The following is a 25281-nucleotide window of genomic DNA, read 5'->3' as shown; positions in this document are numbered from 1 at the left end:
GACGCCATCGGACCCATCCTGCAAGGCCTCGCAAAACCCGCAAACGACCTGTCGCGAGGATGCACAACAAAAGACATCATCAACGCCGCAGTCATAACAAATATACAAACAATCAGGAAATGACGCGGACAGGCCACCCGCCGACACCCCCGAACGCAACACACGGACCGGCGGCAGGTCACCGGCAAGACACAGCAGACCCCCGCAAGAAACGTCGCGCGGCGTTGCCCCAGCAGATATCGTGCACCAACTGGTTCTGGGCGGCCTCGTCGTTCGGGATCAATCCATCCCGCATTTGCCGGCCCAGCATCCGACACAGCAGGCGGCGGAAATACTCGTGTCGCGTGAAGGACAGGAAGGATCGGCTGTCCGTCAGCATTCCGAGGAAGGTCGAGATCAGCCCCATCTGCGCCAGATCGGTCATCTGACGTTCCATCCCGTCCAGCTGGTCGTTGAACCACCACGCCGTGCCGACCTGGATCTTTCCCGCACGAGAGCCATCCTGGAAATTCCCGGCCGTCGTCGCCAGCACCGCGTTATGCGCCGGATTCACGGAATACAGCACCATCTCCGGCAACTGATCGGTCCGGTCCAGTCGGTCCAGCAGCGTATTCAGAGGTTGTGCGATCCCGAAATCGTTCATGGAATCGGCGCCCGCATCGCGGCCGGCGCGGTCCAGCAGGCGGCTGCGGTTGTTTCTCAGCGGCGCGATATGAAGCTGCATGACGATGTCGCGCTCGGCATAGGCGCGACCCAGCGCGACGAACAATGCGGAACGGATCGCGGCAGCCTCGTCCGCGGTCGGGGCTTCGCCCGACAGGCAGCGTCTCAGCGCCGCATCCAGTCTGGCTTCGGGCCATTCGGGTCCGGCTTCCAGCCGTTCGATGCCGTGATCGGCGGCACGGCAGCCGTGATCCACGAACATGTCCAGCCGCTGGATCAGCGCCTGCATCAGCGGTGCGAAACCGTCGATGGAAATATCGGTAAGCCTGGACAGGCGATTGATCCACGGCACGAAATCGGGGGATTCCACGGCAAACGCCCGGTCGGGGCGAAAGCTGGGCGCGACGACCAGATCCGGATCACCCTGCATCGCGCGGTGATGGGAAAGATCGTCCAGCGGATCGTCGGTCGTGCCGACAAAACGAACCTTCATCTGCGCCAGCAGTCCGCGGGCGCCGAATTCGGGGCCGGGCAGCGCCGCATTCGCCACGTTCCAGACATGATCGGCAGTTTGCGGCGAAAGGACTGTGCCGTCGAGGCCGAAGAAACGCCAAAGTTCCAGATGCGACCAGTGATGAACGGGGTTCATGACCAGCGCGGGCATGGCGCGCGCGAAGGCGTCGAACTTCTGCCGGTCGTCTGCTGGTCCGGTGCACAGATCCTCGGGGATGCCTGCCCACCGCATGACGCGCCATTTGTAGTGATCATGCGCCAGCCAGAGCTGACCAAGATTGTCCCAGTGATGGTCCTGCGCAATCTCGGCGGGCGGCAGGTGGTTATGATAGTCCACGATGGGCAGATCCGCCGCCACCTCGTGATACAGGCGCTGCGCGGCAGGGGTGTCCAGCAGGAAGTCGGGTCCGAGGAATTGGGTCATGCGGGTTCCCTTGCGGTCACTGGGGTGGACTGAAGTCGAGATTCGGGCGGCTAGCCGTTGCTGGACGCCGTCTGCGACGCGCCGGGAATATCCCGCAGCTCAATCCGGGTGACGGGCTGGCCGTTCACCCTAAGCGCGCGGGTTTCCGCATCCGGCAGGGTGAATTCCAGCGCGGGCCAGAACGGCCGGAACGGTCCCCTGGCGGCGATCGTCACGTCGATGACCTGTGCATCCGCGCGGGTTTCGATGCGTAGTTGCCAGTTATTGCCGGTCAGCGCATCGGCGGAAACGCCGTCATCCTCGTAAAGAAGGGCGCTGTCGGTGAACACACCGGGCGCGGGGAACAGCGCGATGCGGCGGGTCAGATCGCTGTCCGGCTTGGCGCGCGCGGCGCCCTGCGACAGGGGCAGCGCGGCGCCTGCGCGCACGAACAGCGGCATGCTGCCCAGACCCACGGGCAGTTCGATCGCCTGACCGCCCGGGTGATGCGAGCCGCTGTGGAAATCCCACCAGCCGCTGCCATTGTCAGGCAGATAGACCCTGCGGGTCGTGGCCCCTTCCTCGATCACGGTGGCGACCAGCAGATCGCGGCCCAGCATGAATTCGTCACATTCGGCGTGGGTCGCCGGATCGCCTTCGAATTCGGCCACGGTCGGGCGCAGGATCGGCTGATGTTCCTGCGTGGCCTGCCATGTCAGCGTATACAGATACGGGATCAGCTGCCCCCGCAGCGCAAGGGCGGCGCGGATATGAGGCAGGATCTCGGGATACATCCATGGCTCATTCACGGTGCCGTCGTCGTTCCAGCTGTGAATGGTGAAGCGCGGATGGAAGATGCCGTTCTGGACCCAGCGCAGGAACAGTTCCGGCCCCGGACGCGGGCCGGAGAATCCGCCGACATCATGGCCGATATTGAAGATCCCCGACATCGACAGGCCCAGCCCCATGCGGTTGTTGTAGCGCAGCGTCTTCCAGGCGGTGCGGTTGTCGCCTGTCCATGTCTGGGCGTAACGCTGGATGCCCGGCGCGCCCGAACGGCTGATCAGATAGGGCCGCAGATCCGGCGCATGTTCCGCCTGCGCATCGCGCGAGGCCCGCGTCATCAGGACCGGCTGCAGGGGGCGGATCAACGCGATGTCGATCGTATCGCCGAAGCCATGGCATTGCGCGGCAGGGTCCCAGATCTCGTATTCGTTGTTGTCGTTCCAGGTGCAGCCGATGCCATGTTCCAGCAACTGGCTCGTCACATTTGTCTTCCACCAGTCCACCGTGGCGGGGTTGGTAAAATCCAGATGCGACCCCTCGTCGTCCCAGAAGACCGAAATCTCGGGTTGGTCCGTCTCGCTGTCGCGAATGAACAGGCCGGCGGACGCCGCCTCGGCATAGCGGGGGTGATCATGCAGCATGCAGGGCTTGATATTCGCGATCAGATGCACATCTGCATCCGCGAAGTGCGCGGTCATCGCATCGATATCGGGGAATTTCCGCGTGTTCCAGTTGAAGACATATCGTTTGGACCCGATCGAGGTATAGCCCGAGGACATCTGGAAGCTGTCGCAGGGCAGGGCATGGGCGGTGATCTGGTCAAGAAAGCCTTCCAGTTGCAGCTGTGCGTCCGGCGCGTCGGTATAGCTCATGGTAGAGCCGGAATATCCCAGCGCCCAACGCGGCATGAAGGCGGTGCCGCCGGTCAGCCAGGCCTGTCTGCGCGTCAGCCCCGCCAGTTCGGGCGACCACGCCAAGTAATAGTCCAGATCGCCATCCTCGGCCCGATAGGCGCGATAGGGGGCGTGATAGTTGTCCAACTCGTTCCCCAGATCGAACCAGCAGCTGGCCAGATTGTCATAGAAGATCGAGAACGACCCCGCGTCCGGCGTGCGGGTCAGCGTCACCGGGATATGCTTGTACAGCGGATCGGTGCGTTCGGCGTCATAACCCATCGCGTCCAGGTTGCGCATCTCGAACCGGCGGCCGGACCGTTCCAGATCACCCGATTTCTCGCCCAGCCCATAGACCAACTCGCCCGCGTTGCGCCGCAGGAAATGGCCGTGCGTGTGATCGCGGAGACCCGCCATATACGCACCGGTCGGGCGATCGGCGGCAAAGACGCGCCATTCGTCGCCGATCTGCGCCTGCCAGATCAGTTGCAGCGGCCGCAGCACCTGCAGGCGCAGGGTGCCCGTGTCGATCAGCAGCCCCTGATAGGTTTCCGACAGGTCGTAATCGGGGCAGGCAAATCCGGACAGATCGTCGCGCGACCTCCCTTCGAACGGGGTATCGCCATCGGGCGCGACCGACCAGCTGCGCCCCAGCCGCCAGCCGTCGCGTCCGATCAGCGACACGCGGATCAGATCGCGGTCCAGCACGGCGATGCGCATCCGGCGTCCGCCATCGGTCAGCAGGGTGACAGCGGCGCCGTCCCGCCCGTGCAGGGTCCAGTCCTTGAGGGTCTTCATGATCTTAACCGTAGCTGACAAGCCAGCGCGGCAGCGCAAGGCTGATTTCGGGGATGAAGGTCACCGCCAGCAGCAGGACAAGCATCGCGGCATAAAGTGGCAGCATCGGGCGGATCACCCGCTGGATCGGCACGCCCGCGACCGAACAGCCGACAAACAGGGCCGAACCGACCGGCGGCGTGCAGATGCCGATGGACAGGTTCAGCGTCATCATGATGCCGAAATGGACCGGGTCCATCCCCAGATCCTGCACCACAGGGTAGAAGATCGGCGTGAAGATCAGCAGCGCGGGCGTCATGTCCATGAAGGTGCCGACAACCAGCAGCGCGGCATTGATGATCAGCAGGATCACGATGGGATTGTCCGACAGCGCCAGCAGCCAGTCCGACAGCGCGAAGGGGATGTCTCCGTAGGCCATCGCCCGCGACATGGCGATGGACGTGCCGATCATCAGCAACACGATTGTCGTGGTGATCGCGCTTTCCAGAAAGATCCTGGGCAGATCCGACAGCTTCAGTTCGCGATACCAGACCAGCGCAAGGAACAGCGAATAGAGGACGGCGACGGCAGATGCCTCGGTCGCGGTGAAGACACCGGCGATGATGCCGCCCATGATGACGACGATCAGGCCCAGGGGCAGGATCGCGTCCAGCGTGCGGTGGCGCACCTCGGCCATGCTGGGGCGCGGGGCCAGGGGATAGCCGCGTTTCTTTGCGATCACCCCTGCCACCACCATCAGTGACAATCCCAGCAGAATGCCCGGAAGATAACCCGCCACGAACAGCGCCGAGATCGAGGTGCCGCCGGTGATCAGCGAGAACACGATCAGAGTGGTCGAGGGCGGGATCAGCAGACCCGTAGGGCTGGAGGCGATATTGACCGCCGCCGAATAGGCCGGATCATAGCCTTCCTTGCGTTGCAGCGGCGCCATGACACCGCCCACCGCCGCTGCCGAAGCCACGGCAGAGCCTGAAATCGCGCCGAACATCATGTTGGCAATGACATTGCAATGGGCCAGCGCACCGGGCAGACGGCCGCCCAGAACCTTGGCGAACTCGATCAGGCGCAGGGCGATGCCGCCGCGGTTCATGATGTTGCCCGCAAGGATGAAGAACGGGATTGCCAGAAGGGTAAAGCTGTCCAGCCCCGAGACCATCTGCTGCGCGACGATGAAGATCGTCTGGTCCAGCGACATGAACAGAAGGAATGTCAGCGCTGCCGAGATGCCGATGGAAAAGGCGATGGGCACACCCAGCACCATCATCGCGGCAAAACTTCCGAACAGAACAAGTGCGGCGATGTTCATTTCCGGTCCTCCTCGGACTCGGCCAGCCGGGCCAGGATTTCATCGGCGGGCGCCAGGATCTGCTGCCCCTTGGCGATGCGCGCCAGATTGCCCACCGCATAAGCGGTGATGATCGCGCCGGCGATCGGAACGGCGCCATAGACCCAGCCCATCGGCAGCCGCAGCGCAGGCGAGATCTGCCCCGAGGCCAGCGTCCGCAGAACCAGTTGCGCGCCCCCCCAGATCATCACGATCACCGCGAAGGACGCGATCAGCAACGTGATGGCGGCTTCGCTCGCTTGGCGTTTGCGCCCGGTGACCGACATCGGCAGAAAGTCGATCGCCAGATGGCGGCCCTGCCCGTAGGTATAGGCCCCGCCGACCAGCGCCAGCCACATGAAGATGAAGCGGGCCAGTTCATCTGTGACGGTCGAGGGCGTGCCCAGCACATAGCGGCTGATCACCTGCCAACTGACACAGACCAGCAGCACCGCGAAGGACGCGATGATGCCACTGCGCAGCACAAGATCCGCGGCCCGCCTCATGCCGGCCTCGGATGACGAATGGTTGGTTCGGTCATACTGCGCTCCTCCCGCAGGGTTCCCTTGATTGAGGGAAGATGACGTCAGTTGATAAAATGGTCAACCAATTTATGAAACTGGTTGACAAAAACATGAATTGGCGGATCAAATCAGGTCACGACCGTCACTCGGCACATCGCCGCCACGCATCTTTACGGGAGGAAACGGATGAAGATCGCGACCAAGCTTGCCGCAGGCACCGCACTTGCACTGCTGACCATGACCGCCGCCGCTCAGGCCAAGACCTTGCGGCTGAACCACAACAACCCCGAGGATCACCCGGTCCACCTGTCCATGCAGAAAATGGCCGACGAGGTCGAAGAAGCGACCGGCGGCGATCTGAAGATTCGCATCTATGCCAACGGTCAGCTGGGTTCGCAGCGCGAATCGACCGAGCAGGTGCAGAACTGTTCGCTGGACATGGCCCGGTCGAACGCGGCGGAGCTGGAAGCTTTCGTGCCGTCCTATGCCGTGTTCAACCTGCCCTATATCTTCGCCAGCGAGGACCATTTCAACGATGTGATCACCGGCGATATCGGCAAGGAAATCCTTGATTCCGGCATCGAAAGCGGGATCCGCGGGCTGGCCTATTACACCGAAGGCGCGCGGTCCTTCTATGCCAACAAGGCGATCAATTCGCCCGCTGATCTGGAAGGCATGAAGATGCGTGTCCAGCCCAGCCCATCGGCCGTGCGCATGGTCGAACTTCTGGGCGGCAACCCGACGCCGATCGGCTGGGGCGAACTGTATTCCGCGCTGCAGCAGGGCGTCGTGGACGGGGCCGAGAACAACCCGACCGCGCTGACCACCGCCCGCCACGGCGAGGTCGCCAAGCATTTCTCGCTGGACGAACATACCATGATCCCGTCGGTCGTGTTCATCTCGAACTGCGCCTGGGACGGGCTGACGCCCGAGGAACAGCAGGCGCTGTCGACGGCGGCCCACAACTCGATGGTCTCGCATACGGCCGCATGGAAAGAAGCATCGGATGCCGCCATCGAGGAGGCGCAGGCCGATATGGGCGTCGAGATCCACGAGGTCGACAAGGCCCCGTTCATCGAAGCCGTGCAGCCGATGTATCAAGAAGCCGAAGAGGCCAATCCAGAACTGGCCGGGCTGATCGAACAGATCCGCGCCTCGGCAGAATAAGGGAACAGGGACGCCATGCTTGAACGTTCGGATCTGGCCGAGAACGCCTTGGCGGCCCTGCATGACGAAGCCTATGATCGCGCCTATGACAGGCGCGATCTGACGGCGCAGGGCATGATCTTCACCGGCGGCCGCAATGCGCAATCGCTGGATGGCGACTGGAATTTCTGCGTCGATCTGCTGGATACCGGGCTGCGCCAGAAATGGTTCGCCATGCAGCCCGGCGATCCCGCCGACCGATCCCTGCCCTGGGACTATGACCCGCATATGGGCGAGACCGTGCCCGTGCCCTCGAACTGGCAGATGTTGCAGGATCGCTGGTATTTCTTCGAGGGCGGTTCCTGGTACACGCGCCCGCTGGACATTGAACCCGACCCGGAAGGGCGGCTGTTCCTGCGGATCGGTGCTGCCAGCTATGACTGCAAGGTGTTTCTGAACGGGGTCTATCTGGGCAATCATCTGGGTGCCTCGACCCCGTTCTTCGCGGAACTGACCGATCACGTGCTGCCCGGACGCAACTGGCTGATGCTGTTCGTGGACAATCGCCGCCGCCCCGACCGCCTGCCGATGCAGAACACCGACTGGTTCAACTATGGCGGCATCTATCGCGAGGTGTCGTTGTATCGCACGCCGGGCACGGTGATCCGCGATCTGTTCGTGGCGCTGGCGCCGGGCTGCTATGACCTGATCCGTGCCGAGATCGAGGTCGAGGGCGCGACCGAGGCCCGTCTGCGCATCGACGGATTGGTCGACCAGATAATTCCTCTGATACACGGCCGCGCCGTGGTCGAGATCGCCGCCAAGCCGCGCCTGTGGTCCACTGATGACCCGCATCTTTACGACGTCGAACTGACCGCAGGTCCCGACCGTGTGACCGACCGCGTCGGCTTTCGGCAGATCGAGCGCCGCGGGACCGAGATCCTGCTGAACGGAAACCCGATCTGGCTGCGCGGCATCGCCGTGCATGAGGACGACGAAAAGCTGGGCAAGGTCACCAATCATGAAGACCTGACCCGCCGATTCGACCATGCCAGGGCGCTGAACTGCAATTTCATGCGGCTGGCCCATTATCCGCATCACGAGGCTGCCTCGCGCATGGCCGATGAACGCGGCATCCTGATCTGGGCCGAGATCCCGGTTTATTGGGCTATCGATTTCACCAACCCTGCCACGCGGGCCGATGCGCGCAATCAACTGGCCGAGCTGGTGCGCCGCGACCGCAACCGCGCCTCGGTCGTGATCTGGTCGGTGGGCAACGAAAACCCCGACACCGATGCGCGGCTCGCCTTCATGTCCGACCTGGCGGCCCTGGCCCGCCAGATGGATCCGACGCGCCTGATTGCGGCGGCCTGCCTGGTCAACCACACCACCCTGCGGATCGAGGACCGGTTGGCCGCGCATCTGGATATCATCGGGATCAACGAATATTACGGCTGGTATGACAAGGATTTCGAGGATCTGGAAACCATCGGGCGCAATTCCGACCCCGACCGTCCCGTGGTGATTTCCGAAACCGGCGCGGATGCCGACATCACGCCGCAGGGCCCCAGGACCGGCCTGTTCTCCGAAGCCTATCAGGCAGAGGTCTATCGCAGGCAGATCGCGACGCTGTCCAGGCTTGACTACGTCAAGGGGATGTCGCCCTGGATCCTCTATGACTTCAGGACCGAGCGCCGGCAGGGCATCTATCAGCGGGGCTGGAACCGCAAGGGGCTGGTTGCCGCCGACAAGACCACCCGCAAGGAGGCCTTCGGCATTCTGGCCGATTTCTATGCCCGCAGGGCGGCAGGGGACGCATGAGCGAGACACAGCAACGTCGCTATCAGGATGTCGCGGCCGAACTGCGCGCCCTGATCCGTGCCGAGGGATATCGCGCCGGTGACCGATTTCTGACCGAACGCCAGATCGCGCTGCGGCTGGATGTCGGGCGCAGCCTTGTGCGTGACGCGGTCATCATGCTGGAGGTCGAAGGGCTGGTTCAGGTGCGCCAGGGTTCAGGCATCTACCTGATGGAGCCGGCGACCGTCCCGGTCGTCGCAGAGGACGATATCGGACCGTTCGAACTGCTGGAAGCGCGCATGGTCATCGAAAGTGCGGTCGCAGGGCTGGCCGCCGCGACCGTGACCAAGGCCGACATCACCGCGATGCGCGAGGCGCTGGATCAGGAACGTCGCAACATCGCCGAAGGCACCGGGGACTATTCCGGTGACCAGCGGTTCCACCTGCTGATCGCCGAGGCGACCCAGAACGGGGTGCTGGTCCGCACGGTCGCCGATCTGTGGGAACGGCGGGCACGCAGCCGCATGTGGGCGCAGCTGCACAGCCGCATCTTCGACGACGCCTATCGCACGCGCTGGCTGGACGACCATCAGGAAATCTTCGACGCGCTTCGCGCGCGCGACAGCCAGCGCGCCCGCAAGGCCATGGGCGACCACATCGGAAATGTCAGCGCGACGCTGATGCAGCTTTCCGATTATGAGGATCCGTCCTTCGACGGCTATCTGTTCGCGACGGCGCGCGCGCGGCAGGCCCTGTGACGCAGTCAGGATCGTGACCGGGCGTGCTTCCGACGTCCGGCCCGTGATCGCGCCGGCCCTGGTCCTGCTTCTTGCCGCGGCACATCAGAATCCTTGTGCCCGTGCCGAAACCTGTGGCAGATATCCTGCCTATCGTTGATGTGGTGAAAACCGCGCATGTCGGGAACAGGCGCGCCGGAAACCGCCCGCGCGGCGGCATTGCAGAGACAAAGAAGAACGCCCTCTCAAGGATCGAGGACGCAAGAGGCAGGACATGCACGAAACCCCGGCGGTTGTGGTTATCGGTGGCTCGAACTCGTTGCTTCGGGATGGCTGGGTCGATCAGTTGAAGGCCATGCATCCTCGCCCGGATCAGGTCATCAATCTCAGCATAGGTGCGGCTACGACAGCTATGGGGCTTTATCGCCTTCTCAGCTGCGTCGATCTGCCACCTGATCCCGTGATCCTGTGGGAATATTCACTTAACGAGGCGAACTACTTCGCAAACGGGCTGGCCGGGCGGGTGATGATGTATCACAATCGCTGGCTGCTTGAGATCTGCCGCCGTCGCGGCTATCGGGTGCTGCCCGTTCTGCTGTACAACAAATCCGAAGCGACGGGCGAAGAACAAAGCCTCTATCGCGGGGCCCTGGCCGACCTGCTGGCGCGATATGGCCTGCACAGCGTGGACGCGCAGCAATTGTGGCTGCGCGACTTCAGCCATCTGTCGGCGGACGTGTTGTATCGCGACAATCCCCATTACTCGACCGAAACGGATTTCCTGCGCGCGCTTGCGCAGGCAGTACTGGAACAGGCCAGTCAGGCTGTGATCCCGGAAGCCGAGGCGCAGGCTGCCCGTTATGAGGGGAAGGATCTGCAGTTCCTGATGCCGTCCGCCCCCACCCCGATCCGGTTTTCGAACCGGATACTGGATTGTGAGATATATCCGTTTGCAGACTCGTTGCGGATCAATATGAGCGGGCGCCTGCTTGCGTGTCTCTTGCTGTCGACCCATCGTGAGCCGCCCATTCGTTTTGAAACGGAAACCCAGAAGCGCGGCCCCTATGCCGTTCAGATCAGTCGGCGAGAATCCGGGCCTCAGGTTCAGTTGAAGCATCTGATTCCATGGAATCCTGTCAACAAGCCTCTTACCGTCGAAGAGTGTCTGGTCGTTTCTGCATGCAAGGTTTCAAGAAAGCCCGTCGTGCAACATACGTTGGCCTGGAATGGGGCGTGCCCGCCGGAAACCGGTGCAGATGCTGCCGCCAGAGGCGGCATGATCGGCGTTCTGGCAGAGGTGGCAGGCTAAGTTTCTCCGACCGGAGAGAGCTGCGGCACTTTGCACTTGCCTTTCGCGTGTGGCGGCTGGCATGACGCGCCTGCCTGCTACCCCGGCAGGCGGCGTGGATCAGACCGGCCTCGCCGCACCGCGACGACACAGGAACCAACCACGGCGATGAGCAACCAGCACGACATCCAGACCGAAGGTTCGGAGCTTTACACGAACTTCCTCAAGCTTCTGGATCGACCCGTCGCGCGCGACGTCACGGATTTTCGCGAAGACCTTCTGAACCGGCGCTTGTTGCCCCATCGCATCGGCTTTCGTCGTCGCAACCTTACCGGTGCCTTCTCTGCCAACCTGCCCCGGCTGTTTCCCAACCTGATCGCGGTGGACGAACGGCGGATCGACGAAGACGCGCCTGTGCTGATGTACGGGGCGATCCTTGACGACCTGTCGAAATCGCATGACAGCACCCAGGCATTGCTGCCGCATGTGCGTGCAGACGACGATGTGCTGTTCTTCGAGATGGGCTTCCTGGCCTCGACCACAAGCTGGTCCGAGGCGTTGGCATCGCGCGATCCCCGGCAGGCCTGCCTGGGTTATATCTTCGATGATCGCGCCCAGTATTACATGGCAGACTACGAAACCAGGCTGGACCAGCGGCTGAACAGCGAATTCACTCTGTCCGATGCGGAACGCGCCCGCGCCAAGGCGGCGATGCGCCGGATCGTCGAGGCGAAGATCTCGAAATACAATTCGCAGCCGTTCTTCACGCCTGAAACGTCACCCGGCTACTCGCGTCGTGTGCTGGTGGTGGACCAGAACTTCTCGGATGCCTCGACCTTCTATGGCCGGGCGTCCGCTGACGATTTCAAGGCAATGCTGGCTGCGGCGATCGACGAGAACCCGGACGCCGAAATTCTGGTCAAGACGCATCCCGACCTCAACTGGGTCAAGGGCGGGACGCGACGCGGCTATTTCGATCACTTGAAATCGGAAGGCCGGGTCCGCATCCTGCGCGACGGGGTAAATCCCTTCGACCTGTTCGACAAGGTCGACAAGGTCTATGTCGGCACAAGCGGTATGGGGCTGGAAGCGCTGCTGGCCGGCAAAGAGGTGGTCTGTTTCGGCGCGCCTTGCTATGCGGGCTGGGGATTGACCGACGACCGGGCCGAGGTGCCGCATCGTCACCGCAAGCGTGACCTGATCGAATTCTTCCACGCATTCTACATCTGGTACACGATCTACCATCTGCCGGAAGGCGACGTTCCGGCCCGGATCGAGGATGTGCTGGATTTCATCGAGGCGAACCGCCCGGTTCAGCCAGTTCCGACATCCGCATCGGCCGAACCGGTGGTGTCTATCGTCATTCCGGTGCATGGCGTGGAACGCTATGTCGGCGAGTGCATCGAATCCATTCAGCGCCAGAGCATGAGGGATTTCGAAGTCATCCTGATCGACGATGTCAGCCCCGACAATTCGGCTGCGGTGATTCAGGCCTATTGCGACCGCGATCCCCGGATCAGGCTGATCCGACGCAGCGAAAATGCCGGTCCCGGGTTCGTCCGCAATCAGGGGATTGATCTGGCGCGGGGCCGTTATGTTCTGTTCATTGACCCTGACGACTACATGCCCGATCCTGCACATCTGTCGAATATCGTCGCCGTGGCGGATGCGGACAATGCCGACATGGTCCGCTTCCGCAAGCGACACGAACAGGTCGAAGACGAAAGCGGCGCGGTGCTGCAGATGCGGCCCGACACAACCGAGAGCTATTTCCCCCGCGAGGTCAGGCGCACGTCGCTGACAAAGCATCGCGCAATCGCGCATTCGCGCCATTTCTGGAACTGGCTGTATCGGCGCGACTTCCTGAACCGCGGCAATGTGCGGTTCCTCACCACCTATCGCGAGGAACGCGCGTTCCTGTTGCAGGCCTATATGGCCGATCCGGTCATCTCGCTGTCCGACAGCAATGGTGTGGTCTATCGGGTTCGGCCGGATTCCGCGGTGCGGCGTGCCCAGACCATGTCCGATGTGCGCGATCAGTTGCAGAATTTCGATCTGGTCGTGAGTCAGTTGCAGGATCACGGCGCTTTGGAACCGTCGTCGCCGCATTGGTGGCTGGCGCGGTTCCAGGTGTCGCAGTTCCTGCACTATCTTTACTTCGGCTTCGCGTGGAAGACGGCATTGGCCGAACAGAAGACCGAAACCTTCATCGCGGCGCTGGCACAGACGCTGGATCGCGCCGGGCTTCAGCCGCAGGATCTTATCTCGGCGCCGTCGCAATTGTCGGAACGGCATCTGCGCGCGAACGCCTATGGGTTGCTGCTGGCCGCGACGCGGATGCGCCGCGTCGACCTGATCGAGGCTGCGCTTGCAATGGCGCCGATCGCTGCGGACGATCTGTATCGCGAATACCTGCGCACTCCACAGGATCCCGCCCATCATGGCCTGCAGCAGGCGCTGAACCTGTATGCGCGGAATGATCGTGTCAGCGCGCCAAGTACACCGCCTACACAGACCGACGAGCGGCCTCGCCTGATCCTGCATCTGGGTGCCACGAAGACCGGCAGCACCATTCTGCAACACCTGCTGGAAGACAACCGGCCGGAACTTCTGCGCAAGGGTATCTGGTATCCCGAGATCGGGCTTTTCTGGCAGGCCGACCGACCCCACAAGCAGGCCGGACATGCCCGGTTCATGGAGGCAGCTTCCAGCGGAAATCCCGACCCGCGCCAGCATATCCTGAACGGTCTGGCGCTGATGCCGGGTCATGTCCACACCATCATCCTGTCCTCCGAGGCGTTCTTTCTGAACCCCAAAGCGTTGGCGCTGCCCGGCTATTTCAGTGATTTTCCGACCGAGATGGTGGTCTATTTGCGCCGTCAGGACGAATGGGCAAATTCGCAATATGCCGAGTTCGTGGCAGGCGGTGCAATCAGCAGCAGGTCCGTGCGCTTCGCGACCTGGCTTGGCGAGAAGCAGACCCGGGACTGGCTGGACTATGATCGCCTTGTGCGCGACTGGGAACAGCTTCTGCCCCGCGATGCCCTGCATCTTCGGCGGTATCAGCGGACCCGTGGAGGGTCGTGGAACATCACCAGTGATTTTGCCGAGATTACCGGGCTTTCCGAGATCGCGACGCTGCCTGCCCCGGCCCAGAACAAAAGTAATGATGCGCGGCTGTCGGCCGCCCATGTCGAACTGATCCGCCAGTTCAACAAACGTCCATTTCGCGACATGAAAGCCTATCTGACTTTCATCGAGGAAGCCGTGTCTGGCCTGAATGCCTGGCGTCAGGCAAACCAGCTTGACATGCCGGGCCCCTGGTTCCTGACAGACGAGACGGCAGACCAGATCATGCACGCGGCGCGCGCTGGCAATGATCGCATTGCGCGGGACTATTTTGGTGTTCCCGGGGAACAGCTTTTCCCACAGCGCGCGGCCGCGCCCGCCGATTGCCCCGTCCACCTGGCCGAATTCGAGATCGTCGAATCTGCCTATGGGAACCGTCGAAAGCCGCGCCCCGGCGGCTCGCGGTCGCGCGGCATCGTGAATTTCGGCGTGTTCGGCTGGCGGCTCTGGTCGTCCGTGCCGCTGCTTGCGATGGTCTATCGTCAGCGCGGCCGACCCGATCTGGCCAACCAGCTTCGCGCAAATCCCAAGGCCTTTGCCGATCAGCATTGGGTGGGCCGCCATCCGCGGCTGCGCTGGCTTGCCTACTCAAACAGCAGCACGCTGGGGCCGCGGCAGATCCTGCGCTTCTGGATACGGCTTCTTCAACCGCTGGTCCAGCGTCGCGGGGGCGATGATGCGGTGCGCCGTCTGCACGCTGATCCCGTTGCGTTCGTCCGCAATCTGAACAATCCCGCCGCAAAGCTTGTGGGCCGGCTGCTCTTTCCGATGGGAGAACGGATCTGAGCGATATCGACCGCAACTTCCCGCCCGCCGCATCGGATATGGGCGCCTTACGCAAGACCGTCACGCTGGAGGTGCCGGAAGCCTGGTTCATGAACCCCGAAGACGGCGATCGGCACCGTCTTTTCTACAGCGCGCTTCTGTCCGCCTTGGCCGGAATGCGGGTGCTGATCGATCCGGTCTGGCTTCCTCGCGGCGCCGAACGCGCCGCGCGGCCGACCGCCTCGGGGAATCTGGTCATCAGCTTTCATTCCTATGGCGAAGCCGGGAATATCCTGCGCTGCAAGGAATCCTACGTTCCGCCATTCTATACGATGGATCGGATGGGCTATTCCTGCTTTTCCGAACTTGCCCGGTTTCCAGAACGCTTCCGTGACCAGATCGGGGCTGGCGACGATCGCGCCGCTGCGTCTTTCGTCAGCCGTCTCGGGCATGAATTGCGGCAAGGCAACCGATCGAAATATCCGCAACCACCCGCCGAGGCGCGCCACATCGCGGGCGGGTATGTTTTCGTTCCGCTACAACTGCGAAACGACAGCGTGGCGCAGGGATTGTGGCTGGATAGTCGCGCGGCTCTGAAAACGATCGTCGATGCCGCATCCGCGCGCGGGTTGACTACGGTCATCAAGCGTCATCCCCGCTGTCGAAGTCGCCGGATCGACGCCGTATTGCAAGAGCTGCGACAGCGCCCGGAGGTCGTGTTATCGGATCGATCGATCTATGACCTGATCCCCGATGCGGAACTGGTCGTGGGAGCCAATTCCGGCGTTCTCTTCGAGGCCCTGCTGCAAGACCGCCCCGTGATCAGCTTTGCTGCGTCCGATTTCGGGATGGCGGTGCAACAGGTGCGAAGCCATGTGGAACTGGCCGCCGCCATCGCCCGACCCGATCCGCCCTCCTTGTCCTGGCGCCACAAGTTTCTGTTCTGGTATCTGTGCAGCTATTGCGTTCGTGCCGATGACAGCTTCCAGATCGGACAGCGGATCAGGTCGTTCAACCCGGACCCAAAGCCGGACGGATCGACGGTGACCCGCGTCGGGTTGCGCCTGAATTGGTATCTGCTGGCAATCATGGATCGGATAAGGCGCAGGTTCTTCTAGGCTTGGCAAACAGCCACGACGATAGCTTTTGGGATACGCCGAGCAGCCAATTCTGCACCGGGCGGTTCAAAGATAGTTCCGGGCCACTGCGATCGCCACGGCTTGCGTGCGGGTCTTTGCCCCAAGTTTGGCGCAGGCCTTCTGGGCGCGTTGCTTTACCGTGGCCTCGGCGATACCCAGCTTGGCGGCGATGGCACCCTGTGCCAGCCCATCGCGAAGGCATTCCAGGACCGCCAGTTCGGCCCCGGTCAATGAGGCGCGGTTCAGCACCAGATCCGTCCACAGGTTGAATTTCGTGGACAGGGTGACGATCTCGTCGTCGGTGAACTCGCGACGTGGATGCGACAGGGTCAGAAACGACCGCTTCAGATCGGTCTTGCGTGAAATCGCCACGCCGAAATTCAGGCGAAATTGCTGCGCGGCGTGCATGAAAGCCATATCCTCTGGCCGCTTGCGAACGTCGGACCAGCGAATCCAGCCCTCGTTCTCGACCGTCCAGCGGGCGATCGGATCCGCGAAGAAGTAGTTCCGTTCCTGATAGATGTCGCGCCATTCCTCGGGGTAGGCGTTATACAGATGCTCTGGCCCCTGATAGGTCAGGTTGAATCCCATGATCCAGCCCGACGGCGCCAAGCGGTGCAGTTCGGCAATCTCGTCGCCGAAATTTGGGATCAGATCATGCAGCAATTCCGCCTCCTCGCGCTCATGTGATGGGCAAAGTAGCTTATGGGATATGCCCAGAAGTCACTTTTGCAATTTTGTCCGCGACAGCGTCCTTTTACGCGTTTTTAGTGCCCTTACACCAGTATGGAGAGTCAGATGGTAACAGCGTTCAACGAACGGAAGCTGGCAAACGCTGAGTTCAGCAGGGACATGGTCGAAACGATGCTGGAATATTTCGATGCATACGCCGATGACGGTGTCCTGACTGTCGAGGTGCGCGAGGGGGGGCTTTGGTTGCCCAACCGCATCACCGGCGGCCGCCAGTTCCTTGGGCTTGCCAAGCTTCCCGATTTTCTCAAGCACTAACATTTCTGAGGTAAAAGATGAATTCCACCTTGCGGGTCGATGTTCTCGTCCTGCCATTTGACATGGACCGGTTCGACCTGGTTGCCAAGTTCTTCGAGTTCCGCAAGAAAATTTTCGTGGACCAGATGTGCTGGCCACTGCATCACGCGGAAGGGATCGAGTTCGAGCAATACGATACCTTCGACACCGCCTATGTGATCGCCCATGAGGATGGTGAGGTTCTGGGCGGCGCGCGGCTGAAGCGGACCGACAAGCTGTTCGGGAAAGGAAAGGTCAGTTATTCTTACATGATCAGGGATGCACATCTGGGTTTATTGCCGGGAATGCCGCATCATCTGTGCTACGATGCGCCGCCCACAGACCCGAAGTGCTGGGAACTGACCCGCTTTGCCGCAGTCCATCGGTCGGGGCTGGCCGAACAAATTCTGGAAGCTGCCAACGGTTACCTGCACCGGATCGGCGCGACCGACTGCCTGTTTCTGGGTCCCCCGGCGTTTTTGCGCATGGCATCGCGACTTGGATGGACGCCTGAACCGCTTGGCGATGTCGTGCGCAATGATGACGGCCGGTTTCTTGCCTTTGCCTGTCCCGTGCGCGCCCCCGTCGGGCGACCTCAGCCGTCTGCGCCGCAGCCGCACATGCATCACTAGGCCTTCGCGCAGGGCGATCTGACGGCGCAGTTTTGCCGAATTGCTGGTCGGTCATGGGCGTCGCACAGTCGCCGATGGCGTGGCGGTCGATTTTGCCTTGACGGAATTTTTCCGTTTTGCATCAATGATACGGCTTGCGGACGAAGCGGATTCGGTCGCAGAGGATCTTCGTTGGTGCAATCGACATTTCCGGAAAACCAGTCTGACGCGGTGACCGAGGATCGTTTTCGCCATCTGGTAGGGCAGGGCTGGCGAATCGAGATCACTTGCCTGGCGTCGGCGCAGAAACGTCACGCCAACTATTTCGGGCAATGGGTCATTTGCGCGATCTCGCCGGATGGCGACCAGCTGCGCCGTCTGGTGACCGCGCGGAACTTGGCCGACATGCGAAGCTTCAAGACGATCAACGGGCTGGTATCGTTCCTGGAGGAGTTGGGAATCGATGCACCGCATGTCCCGCTGCGCCAGGGGATGCGGCTGCCGCAATCCGCGCATCAAGAGTGACAGCGGGACGGGAACCAGTTCCCCACAATATCGTTGGTCAGCGACCCGCCATCAGCAAGGAGATATCGACATGTCCCGCCTGTTTCCGACCGCCGTCGCAGCCGCCCTTATGGCGCTGCCCGCACAAGCCGATACGGAAAGTGTCGCGACCCAGCGTCCTGTCGCCGAAGTGATGGACAGGCTAGAGGCCGCCGTCGCGGATGCTGGGGCGACGGTGTTTGCCCGCGTCGATCACGCAAAGGGCGCAAGCGACGCGGGGATGGAGATGGCCGATTCACAGGTGCTGATCTTCGGTAACCCCAAACTGGGCAGCCAGCCGATGCAGCAGGACATACGCGCCGGGCTGTATCTGCCGATGAAGATGCTGGTCTATCGCGACGGCGACCAGACCCAGATCCTGTGGCAGGAACCCGAGGACATGTTCGACGATCTGGATCTGGACGACGACGCGCCCTACCTGGACAAGATGGAACAGGCACTGCGCGGCTTTGCAACGGCTGCCGCAGGCGACTGATCGGACCATGCTGTCTGTCGCCGTCCATGCGACCAATTTACAGGTCGGCCTGAACGCAAATACGACCTAAGCTGCAGGGGATGGTTCTTCGCTGCGAGGTGTATCCATGTCCGACAGGCTGTTCCGTAGCGGCACAAAGCCGGTCTTCCGTACCGCGCTGATCGTCGAGGATCATCCGCTGTTCGGTGACGCACTTGCGATGACGCTGCAATCCGTGTCCGGGATCGAGCGTGTGACCCATGCCGAAAGTCTGGCGCAGGCTGCTCAGTTTCTTGAGGATGGGCGTGACTTCGACGTAATCCTGCTGGATCTGAACCTGCCCGATGTCGATGGTTTGGAAGGCCTGGTTGCCCTGCGCCGAATCGCGCCCGAGATCCCGATCTTGTTGGTGACGTCCGTGAACGAGACGCGGGTAATCCGGGCGTCGCTGGCGGCGGGGGCGGCCGGATTCGTGCCCAAGCATTCCCGGCGCGAGGTGTTTCGCGCCGCTTTTCAGTCCTTGGCGGCGGGCGAGGTCTATGCGCCGGACCTGCCCTGTGATCGGGAACCCGGTGCGATGGCGCCCGACAACATGGACAGGGCGATCCGCAGCCTGTCCCAACTGACCCGGCAGCAGGCGAAGATTCTTGATTTGATCTGTGACGGCATGATGAATAAGCAAATAGCCTACGAACTGTCGATCGCCGAGACGACGGTCATGGCGCATGTCACGGCAATCATGCGCAAATTGGGGGTCTCGTCGCGCACACAGGCTGTCCTGCTGGCGCGCGACGCAACGATGACGGGACAGCTTTCCGATGCAGGAGGAACTTCATAGCACCCCCGATACGGCGTGGAACGTCGGACGATGATTCCGGTTCGCGCGTCCGTCCCGGCCGATAATCCAGATCCTGTCCGCAGCCTGGCCGCTGATCTTGGCCAAGGCCCCTTCGCTCTGGTTCTGATCTTTGCGGCGTCGCAGGCCGATCCTTCGGGTATACTGCATCGCGCCGGCAGTCTGTTCCCTCAGGCCGAGATCTCCGGATGCACCACCGCCGGAGAGCTGTGCGAGGATGGCTATGCCGAGGGGCGGATCGTCGCGGTCGCATTTCCAGCCGCAGCCTTTGCGGTCGAGACGGTGTTGATCGATCCGCTGGATGAAGTCGATTCTCGGGTCGTCGTGGCGCAGCTGCAGACCGCGCGCCAGAACCTGCATCGCAGGGCCGAGGATTTCCCGCATGAGTTGGGTATCCTCATGGTGGACGGCGTGTCAGGGCACGAGGAATCGCTGATCGCCTCGCTGGCGGGGGGGCTTGGGCCGGTTCCCGTGATCGGCGGTTCGGCCGGGGACGGGCGTCGGTTCAAGCAGACCCAGATCTTTGCGCGCGGCGCCGCACATGATCGTGCGGCGGTATTGTGCCTGTTGCGCGCACGCGCGCCGTTGCAGACCTTTTCGTTGGATTCGACGCGGCCCTCGCGCACGCAGATGGTTGTCACCGCCGCCGATCCGCAAAGCCGCGCGGTCCTGCGCATCAACGATGAACCGGCGGCACTGGAATATGCCAGGCTTCTGTCGGTGCCGGTCGAAAGCCTGGGCAGCGTTGTCTTTGCGACCCGCCCCGTTCTGGTGCGGGCGGGCGGGCGACATCATGTCCGCTCGATCCGTGGGGTGGGACCGGACAACGCGCTGATCTTTTTCGGCGCCGTGGCCGAAGGCATGGTCCTGACCCTGTCCGAGGAAAGCAGCATCGCCGCGCATCTCGACACCGCGCTGGCGCAGATGCGCGCCGAACGTGAACCCGGCATGATGCTGGCCTTTGACTGTATCTTTCGGCGCATCGACGCGGAAAGCCGGCAGCTGGTGTCCGAGGTCTCGCGCATCCTGCGCGAACATCGGGTCGCCGGGTTTTCGACCTATGGCGAACAGTTCGGCAGCATGCATGTCAACCAGACCTTTACCGGCGTGGCGTTCTACGATCTGGATGACGGCCGATGACGGAACCCCGCCTGCCTGCGGATATCGACCGGATGATGTCGCCCTGCGACGATCTTGCAAGACGTCATGAGAAGCTGGCGCGCATCACCCAGTCCCTGATCCGCCATGTTGAGAACCTGCCCGATGACAACGGCGTCGGTTATGCCCAGTTCCAGCGCGCCGCCGTGCTGGAGGACGAGGTGCGCGCCCGCACGCGCGAACTGGAACATGCGCTGGATCTGCTGAATGCCTCGAATGCGCGGCTGGCCGATGCGTGGCGCGACAAGGATATCGCCCGCCAGAACATGGCCAATGCGATCGAGGCGGTGCAAGAGGGATTTGCCCTGTTCGACGCGTCGGATGTGCTGATCATGTGCAATTCGCGCTTCAACGCGCTGCTGCCGGATATCGTGGACGGGCTGAGGCCGGGGCTGCGCTTTGATGACTATCTGCGGCTGGCCGCCGGATCGCGGCATCTGGTCATGCCCGAGGGGATGAGCCGCGATGACTGGATCGCGATGCGGCGTCAGCGCCACAGCGAACGGCATTTCATGCTGACCCAGCAGATGGCCGAGGGACGTTGGGTGCAGGTTTCGGAACAACGCACTGCGGATGGCAGCACCGCGATCATCCAGACCGAGGTGACACAGCTGATCCGGTCCGAACGCGAAGAGCGTGGCCGAATGCTGGATGATCAGGCCCGGATCCTGCAGGCGACACTGGATCATGTGCCCTTGGGTGTGTGCATCTTCGATGGCCGCCTGCGGCTGTTGGGCTGGAACGCCAATCTGGCGGAAATGCTGGCCCTGCCGCGGGCCCGGCTGCGCACCGGCACGCATTTCGATGAGATGTGGAAGCAATTGCGCACGCACTTCGCCTTTCCCCCGCATCGCGGGGCGAACATGCTGGCCGACTGGGTCCGTTCTGTCCGACGCAAGACCAGCTTTCAGGTCGAATTGCGGCGCGAAGGCGGCGGCCGCAGCTTTGCCATCTTTGCGCAGGAGATTCCCGACGGTGGCTTCGTGATGTCGATCGACGACATCACCGAACACCGCGAGGCGATGCAGCAGATCCGCCGGGCAAACGAGACGCTGGAGGCGCGCGTGACCGAACGCACGCTGGAACTGGAAGACGCGCTGGCGCGGGCAGAGCGCGCAAATGCATCACGGGTCCGGTTCGTTGCGGCGGTGGGCCATGATCTGATGCAGCCGCTGTCCGCAGCCACGCTGTATGTGGGGTCTCTGATCGAGGACATCGACGACCCGCGCCATCGCGCAAGACTGGAAAAGACCCAGCGTTCTCTTGATTCGGTCGGCGCGCTGCTGGAGGCGCTGCTGGACATTTCGCGCCTTGAGGCGGGGCAGGCGGCGCTGACCATCGAGCCCATCTCGCTGGGGCCGCTGTTTGATCAACTGCGCGAGGATTTCACGCCACTGGCCGAACAGAAGGGGCTGCAGCTAGTCTTCCGGCCGACCCGCGCGACCGTGGTTTCGGACCGGATCTATCTGCGGCGCATCCTGCAGAACCTGATCTCGAACGCGATCCGCTACAGCGATACCGGGCGCATCCTGGTCGCGGCCCGAGACCGGCACCACAGCCAGCTGATCCAGGTTCGCGACAGCGGCCGCGGCATCGCGGACGAGGATCAGCAGGTGATCTTCACCGAGTTCAAACGTCTGGACGCCAAGGCATCCGCCGCCGAAGGGCTTGGTCTGGGGTTGGCGATCGTCGACCGCGCTGCCGCCTTGTTGGGTCACCGGCTGGACCTGAGGTCGGCGGCCGGGCGGGGCTCGACCTTCTCGGTCGAGGTGGCTTCGACCCGACAGGGCGATCTTTGCGCGGCGGCCGGCCATCCCGCACAGCCCCCAGCGCAGGACCGCGTGGCCGACCTGACCGCTCTGATCGTGGAAAACGACGCCGAGATGACGCTGGCGCTGTCGCAACTGCTGGAACAATGGGGCATCGACGTGCTGGACGTTTCGTCCGGCGAAGACGCGATTGCCTTGATCGAGGAAACCGGGGTCGAGCCGGATCTTTGCCTTGTGGATTACCAGCTTGGTTCCGGCATGGACGGAATTGCATGCTTGACCGGTCTGGCCGGTCTGCTTCCGGCGACGTCGGTGCAATGCCTGATGACCGCGAACCGCTCGGACGCGCTTCAGCAAGAGGCCGCGAGCCGCAGCATCCAGATCCTGCACAAGCCCATATCGCCCGCGACGCTGGCGCGCGCGATCATGCCGGCGATCGGCAATGACCGTCAGGCCAGCCTGCCCATCGATATCGCGGACTGATCGCGGCTGCCACGCCGAACTGACCGATGTCATGCCGTCGAGGGTGTCGAGCCGTCCTCTGCCGCGATGCGGATGGGTTGTGTCGTGCCTTGCTTGGATTCGCCCAGATAGATGGTCTGATGCGGGAACGGGATCTCGATATCGCGGTCGTCGAAGATCTCTTTCAGCAGGCCGTTATAGGCACGCCCGACGCCCCATTGCGATCCGGGAACGCATTTGATCCGGGCCCGGACCACCACTGCGCTGTCGCCGAACGAATTGATGCCGAACCATTCCAGATCGCCCAGGATCAGCGCGGACTGATCGGGATCTGACCGCAGCCTTTCGAATGCATCCAGCATCGCCTGCTTCACCTCGGCGATATTCTCGCGATAGGCCACGCCCATGTCGCAGACGAAATAGCCGAACTCGCGGACATAATTCGTGACCATGTCCACCGATGAAAACGGAATGACGTGGAACGCGCCCGCCAGATCGCGAAGACTGACCGAACGGATCGTCAGGCGTTCGACCGTGCCGGTCGTTCCGCCGACCGTGACCACGTCGCCGACATTCATCGCGTTCTCGAACTGGATGAAGATGCCGGTGATGATGTCCTGCACCATCTTTTGCGCGCCAAAGCCGATTGCCAGACCCAGCACCCCCGCAGATGCCAAGAGGGGCGCGATGTCGAGGCCGATCTCGGCCAGCACGAACATCAGGGTCACGACCAGAAGGGCGATTGTGGCGGCATTTCGCAGCAGCGACAGCAGGGTCTGTTCCCGCGAGGTGGCGACCGAGCCGAATTCCGGATTCAGCCGGTAATCCACCCACGAGGTCAGTGCGACCCAGACCAGGAATGCCATCATCAGGATGGCCGCGACCGAGAAGATCGTGCCGGTCAGCTGGACGCCGATCCGGCTGGCCATCCATTCGCGCAGATCGATGATGTTGATCGCGTTCAGCGCGAAGATCAAGACCAGCGCGAAGATCACCAGCCGCAGCACGAACAGCGCCTTCGGCACGAAGGTGTTCAACCGCCGTTCCAGCAACGGCAGGCGCGCATTCACGTTTTCCGGCAGGTGAACCCCGCCGACGATCACGCGCGTCAGGATGCCCGACAGGGTCATGCCGACCAGCGCCGCGACCAGAACCTGACCCGAATTCAGCAGCGACCGGAATGCCGCGTCGCCGGGCTGGATCAACACCAAGACCAGCATGACCAGCAGATACAGCAGCACCGGCAGATGCCAGTTCCGTACCAGCGCATGGAAAAGCCCACGCTTCCTGCGACCCGAAATCGGCTCGCCGCAGTCTGGATGCAGATCCTGATCGTGACCGGGTTCGGCGAAGCCGTGCGGTGTCGTGGCGCGGCGTGCATCGGTCTGCCCGCCGCCCTCCAGCCAGTCGGCCACTGGCCGGCGATTGCGCAGCACCAGCCAGATCGCAATGCCCACCACCGTCAGCGCGATCAGCGCCGACACCGCGCGCCCTGCCTCCATCGAGACATTGGCATTCAGGATCGGCACGACCAGCAACTGACCATAGCCGACAAGCCCGACCATAAGATTGACTCGCCGCGTCAGATAACGCGCCGCCATATCCGAGATCGGAAGCGGCCGCAGATTATGCGCGGATGGCGACAGCACCAGCCGGACGACGACCTTGGCCATCTCGACCAGCAGGAACGCATTCAGATACAGCGTCTGTCGGATGCCAATACTGCCGACATCGCCAAGCAGCATGGTCGCGATCAGGTAGCCGACGCCCCAGGCGACGATCACGATCAGCGCGTCCATCAGCGCCGAGGCGATGAACAGAAAAATCGTTCTGACCACGCCGCTGTCGCGCGCCGTCGCCCCCATTCTGGCATAGACCGCCTTGCCCGCCCGCCGCAGCGCCACGAAGACAGCCACGGTCACCACGATGACCAACGCCAGATCCCTCAGCGCCTCGATCAGCACGCCGGCCTCATTTCCGCTGAGCCCGTCAAACGCATCGGATGCCTGTCCAAGCTGCGTCCAGACCGCACCTGCACGCGAGGCGATATCCTGCGCCGCATCCTGTGTGATCAGGGCGATCCGGCGGCCGAAAGACATCCCCTCGGGTGGTATGGCCGCGTCGGCAGGGGCCAGCGTCTCGACGATCTGATCATCCACCGGAGGCGCTGCCTGCTGCTGCGCTGCGCGCAGATCCTCGACCAGCGCGGCCCGTGCCTGATCATCCTCGATGACTTCCAGCAGAATCTCAAGACTGCTTCGCGCCTCGACGTCGGTTTCGGTGCTGCCAGTCGTTTCTGCGGAACCATCGTCGGTCTGCGCCAGCAAGCTGGCCGGGGCCAAAAAATTCAATACGAAGGTCAGCAGGACCAGCAGGCCCGTCATCCGAAGTCTTGTTACTGTCATCTTACAACGCTGTTTGCCAATGTCCTGCATTCCTGCGGCATGTGCCGCCCGGATGACACCGGGAGACC

The 25281-nt window shown here is 62.6% G+C and carries 20 protein-coding genes; 14 read left to right on the top strand and 6 right to left on the bottom strand.

Annotated elements, in window-relative coordinates; translation table 11 throughout:
- Positions 1-123: phosphate acyltransferase (locus tag J7359_RS17415; protein ID WP_280637529.1), on the top strand; the 123-nt coding region annotated here is incomplete at its 5' end.
- Positions 124-178: 55 nt separating this feature from the next.
- On the opposite strand, the gene uxaC is transcribed toward J7359_RS17415, so the two are convergent.
- From uxaC to J7359_RS17395, 4 genes are read right to left on the bottom strand one after another with little or no spacing between them, the layout of a single operon-like run.
- Positions 179-1600: a glucuronate isomerase gene (gene uxaC, locus J7359_RS17410; RefSeq protein ID WP_209058471.1), complete on the bottom strand. Its 1422-nt coding sequence runs from the start codon at positions 1598-1600 to the stop codon at positions 179-181.
- A gap of 50 nt (positions 1601-1650) precedes the next feature.
- Positions 1651-4056 (bottom strand): TIM-barrel domain-containing protein, encoded by a 2406-nt coding sequence (locus J7359_RS17405; RefSeq protein WP_209058470.1) that lies wholly within the window; start codon positions 4054-4056, stop codon positions 1651-1653.
- Between the two features lie 4 nt (positions 4057-4060).
- A complete protein-coding gene (locus J7359_RS17400; protein ID WP_209058469.1) occupies positions 4061-5362 on the bottom strand; it encodes a TRAP transporter large permease in 1302 nt (433 codons plus the stop codon).
- Complete coding sequence (locus tag J7359_RS17395; RefSeq protein ID WP_209058467.1) at positions 5359-5886, bottom strand: TRAP transporter small permease; 528 nt, start codon at positions 5884-5886, stop codon at positions 5359-5361. The genes J7359_RS17400 and J7359_RS17395 overlap by 4 nt, the downstream gene beginning before the upstream one ends.
- A 204-nt stretch (positions 5887-6090) precedes the next feature.
- Between J7359_RS17395 and J7359_RS17390 the strand changes: the two genes are divergently transcribed.
- The 6 genes from J7359_RS17390 (at position 6091) to J7359_RS17365 (ending at position 15887) form a co-directional block, all read left to right on the top strand.
- Complete coding sequence (locus tag J7359_RS17390; protein WP_209058465.1) at positions 6091-7071, top strand: TRAP transporter substrate-binding protein; 981 nt, start codon at positions 6091-6093, stop codon at positions 7069-7071.
- A 15-nt stretch (positions 7072-7086) separates the two neighbouring features.
- The gene (locus J7359_RS17385) at positions 7087-8871 is read left to right on the top strand and encodes a glycoside hydrolase family 2 TIM barrel-domain containing protein (protein WP_209058463.1); all 1785 of its coding nucleotides are present in this window, start codon (positions 7087-7089) and stop codon (positions 8869-8871) included.
- The gene (locus J7359_RS17380; RefSeq protein WP_209058461.1) at positions 8868-9608 is read left to right on the top strand and encodes an FCD domain-containing protein; all 741 of its coding nucleotides are present in this window, start codon (positions 8868-8870) and stop codon (positions 9606-9608) included. Before J7359_RS17385 ends, J7359_RS17380 begins: the two co-directional genes overlap by 4 nt.
- Before the next feature lie 439 nt (positions 9609-10047).
- Positions 10048-10896, top strand: a complete 849-nt coding sequence (locus J7359_RS17375; protein ID WP_209058459.1) for a hypothetical protein — start codon at positions 10048-10050, stop codon at positions 10894-10896.
- 147 nt (positions 10897-11043) lie between these two features.
- Positions 11044-14790 carry a glycosyltransferase gene (locus tag J7359_RS17370; RefSeq protein ID WP_209058457.1) on the top strand — a complete coding sequence of 1249 codons (3747 nt, stop codon included), beginning with the start codon at positions 11044-11046 and terminating at the stop codon, positions 14788-14790.
- Positions 14791-14828: 38 nt separating this feature from the next.
- Positions 14829-15887, top strand: coding sequence for a hypothetical protein (locus tag J7359_RS17365; protein ID WP_209058455.1), 1059 nt, complete (start codon positions 14829-14831; stop codon positions 15885-15887).
- A 66-nt stretch (positions 15888-15953) separates the two neighbouring features.
- Here the strand turns inward: J7359_RS17365 and J7359_RS17360 are convergent, their stop codons facing one another.
- Positions 15954-16574, bottom strand: coding sequence for a LuxR family transcriptional regulator (locus tag J7359_RS17360; protein ID WP_209058453.1), 621 nt, complete (start codon positions 16572-16574; stop codon positions 15954-15956).
- Between the two features lie 132 nt (positions 16575-16706).
- Here J7359_RS17360 and J7359_RS17355 point away from each other — a divergent pair, with 132 nt between their 5' ends.
- The 7 genes from J7359_RS17355 to J7359_RS17325 all read left to right on the top strand — a co-directional run bounded on the left by J7359_RS17355 (position 16707) and on the right by J7359_RS17325 (position 22829).
- Positions 16707-16916 carry a hypothetical protein gene (locus J7359_RS17355; protein WP_209058446.1) on the top strand — a complete coding sequence of 70 codons (210 nt, stop codon included), beginning with the start codon at positions 16707-16709 and terminating at the stop codon, positions 16914-16916.
- 17 nt (positions 16917-16933) lie between these two features.
- Complete coding sequence (locus J7359_RS17350; protein WP_209058444.1) at positions 16934-17566, top strand: acyl-homoserine-lactone synthase; 633 nt, start codon at positions 16934-16936, stop codon at positions 17564-17566.
- 174 nt (positions 17567-17740) lie between these two features.
- Entirely contained in the window at positions 17741-18070 is a 330-nt protein-coding gene (locus J7359_RS17345; RefSeq protein ID WP_209058442.1) for a hypothetical protein, read from the top strand.
- Positions 18071-18140: 70 nt separating this feature from the next.
- Entirely contained in the window at positions 18141-18584 is a 444-nt protein-coding gene (locus J7359_RS17340) for a DUF302 domain-containing protein (RefSeq protein ID WP_209058441.1), read from the top strand.
- 106 nt (positions 18585-18690) lie between these two features.
- Entirely contained in the window at positions 18691-19401 is a 711-nt protein-coding gene (locus J7359_RS17335; protein ID WP_209058438.1) for a response regulator transcription factor, read from the top strand.
- Between the two features lie 15 nt (positions 19402-19416).
- Complete coding sequence (locus J7359_RS17330; protein WP_348524413.1) at positions 19417-20559, top strand: FIST N-terminal domain-containing protein; 1143 nt, start codon at positions 19417-19419, stop codon at positions 20557-20559.
- Positions 20556-22829: a PAS-domain containing protein gene (locus J7359_RS17325; protein ID WP_209058436.1), complete on the top strand. Its 2274-nt coding sequence runs from the start codon at positions 20556-20558 to the stop codon at positions 22827-22829. Before J7359_RS17330 ends, J7359_RS17325 begins: the two co-directional genes overlap by 4 nt.
- Before the next feature lie 29 nt (positions 22830-22858).
- On the opposite strand, the gene J7359_RS17320 is transcribed toward J7359_RS17325, so the two are convergent.
- A complete protein-coding gene (locus J7359_RS17320; protein WP_209058434.1) occupies positions 22859-25213 on the bottom strand; it encodes a mechanosensitive ion channel domain-containing protein in 2355 nt (784 codons plus the stop codon).
- Between the last annotated feature and the right edge of the window lie 68 nt (positions 25214-25281).

The organism is Paracoccus sp. R12_2, from assembly GCF_017744015.1.
Classification (GTDB): domain Bacteria; phylum Pseudomonadota; class Alphaproteobacteria; order Rhodobacterales; family Rhodobacteraceae; genus Paracoccus.
The sequence above is the reverse complement of the archived record's forward strand: the minus strand, read 5'-3'. Positions and strand labels throughout refer to the sequence as shown.

What these genes read in the sequence shown, in the direction of transcription:
- uxaC (WP_209058471.1), bottom strand. Translation starts at nt 1,600, where the DNA reads ATGACCCAATTCCTCGGACCCGACTTCCTGCTGGACACCCCTGCCGCG.
- J7359_RS17405 (WP_209058470.1), bottom strand. Translation starts at nt 4,056, where the DNA reads ATGAAGACCCTCAAGGACTGGACCCTGCACGGGCGGGACGGCGCCGCT.
- J7359_RS17400 (WP_209058469.1), bottom strand. Translation starts at nt 5,362, where the DNA reads ATGAACATCGCCGCACTTGTTCTGTTCGGAAGTTTTGCCGCGATGATG.
- J7359_RS17395 (WP_209058467.1), bottom strand. Translation starts at nt 5,886, where the DNA reads ATGAGGCGGGCCGCGGATCTTGTGCTGCGCAGTGGCATCATCGCGTCC.
- J7359_RS17390 (WP_209058465.1), top strand. Translation starts at nt 6,091, where the DNA reads ATGAAGATCGCGACCAAGCTTGCCGCAGGCACCGCACTTGCACTGCTG.
- J7359_RS17385 (WP_209058463.1), top strand. Translation starts at nt 7,087, where the DNA reads ATGCTTGAACGTTCGGATCTGGCCGAGAACGCCTTGGCGGCCCTGCAT.
- J7359_RS17380 (WP_209058461.1), top strand. Translation starts at nt 8,868, where the DNA reads ATGAGCGAGACACAGCAACGTCGCTATCAGGATGTCGCGGCCGAACTG.
- J7359_RS17370 (WP_209058457.1), top strand. Translation starts at nt 11,044, where the DNA reads ATGAGCAACCAGCACGACATCCAGACCGAAGGTTCGGAGCTTTACACG.
- J7359_RS17365 (WP_209058455.1), top strand. Translation starts at nt 14,829, where the DNA reads ATGGGCGCCTTACGCAAGACCGTCACGCTGGAGGTGCCGGAAGCCTGG.
- J7359_RS17355 (WP_209058446.1), top strand. Translation starts at nt 16,707, where the DNA reads ATGGTAACAGCGTTCAACGAACGGAAGCTGGCAAACGCTGAGTTCAGC.
- J7359_RS17350 (WP_209058444.1), top strand. Translation starts at nt 16,934, where the DNA reads ATGAATTCCACCTTGCGGGTCGATGTTCTCGTCCTGCCATTTGACATG.
- J7359_RS17340 (WP_209058441.1), top strand. Translation starts at nt 18,141, where the DNA reads ATGTCCCGCCTGTTTCCGACCGCCGTCGCAGCCGCCCTTATGGCGCTG.
- J7359_RS17335 (WP_209058438.1), top strand. Translation starts at nt 18,691, where the DNA reads ATGTCCGACAGGCTGTTCCGTAGCGGCACAAAGCCGGTCTTCCGTACC.
- J7359_RS17325 (WP_209058436.1), top strand. Translation starts at nt 20,556, where the DNA reads ATGACGGAACCCCGCCTGCCTGCGGATATCGACCGGATGATGTCGCCC.
- J7359_RS17320 (WP_209058434.1), bottom strand. Translation starts at nt 25,213, where the DNA reads ATGACAGTAACAAGACTTCGGATGACGGGCCTGCTGGTCCTGCTGACC.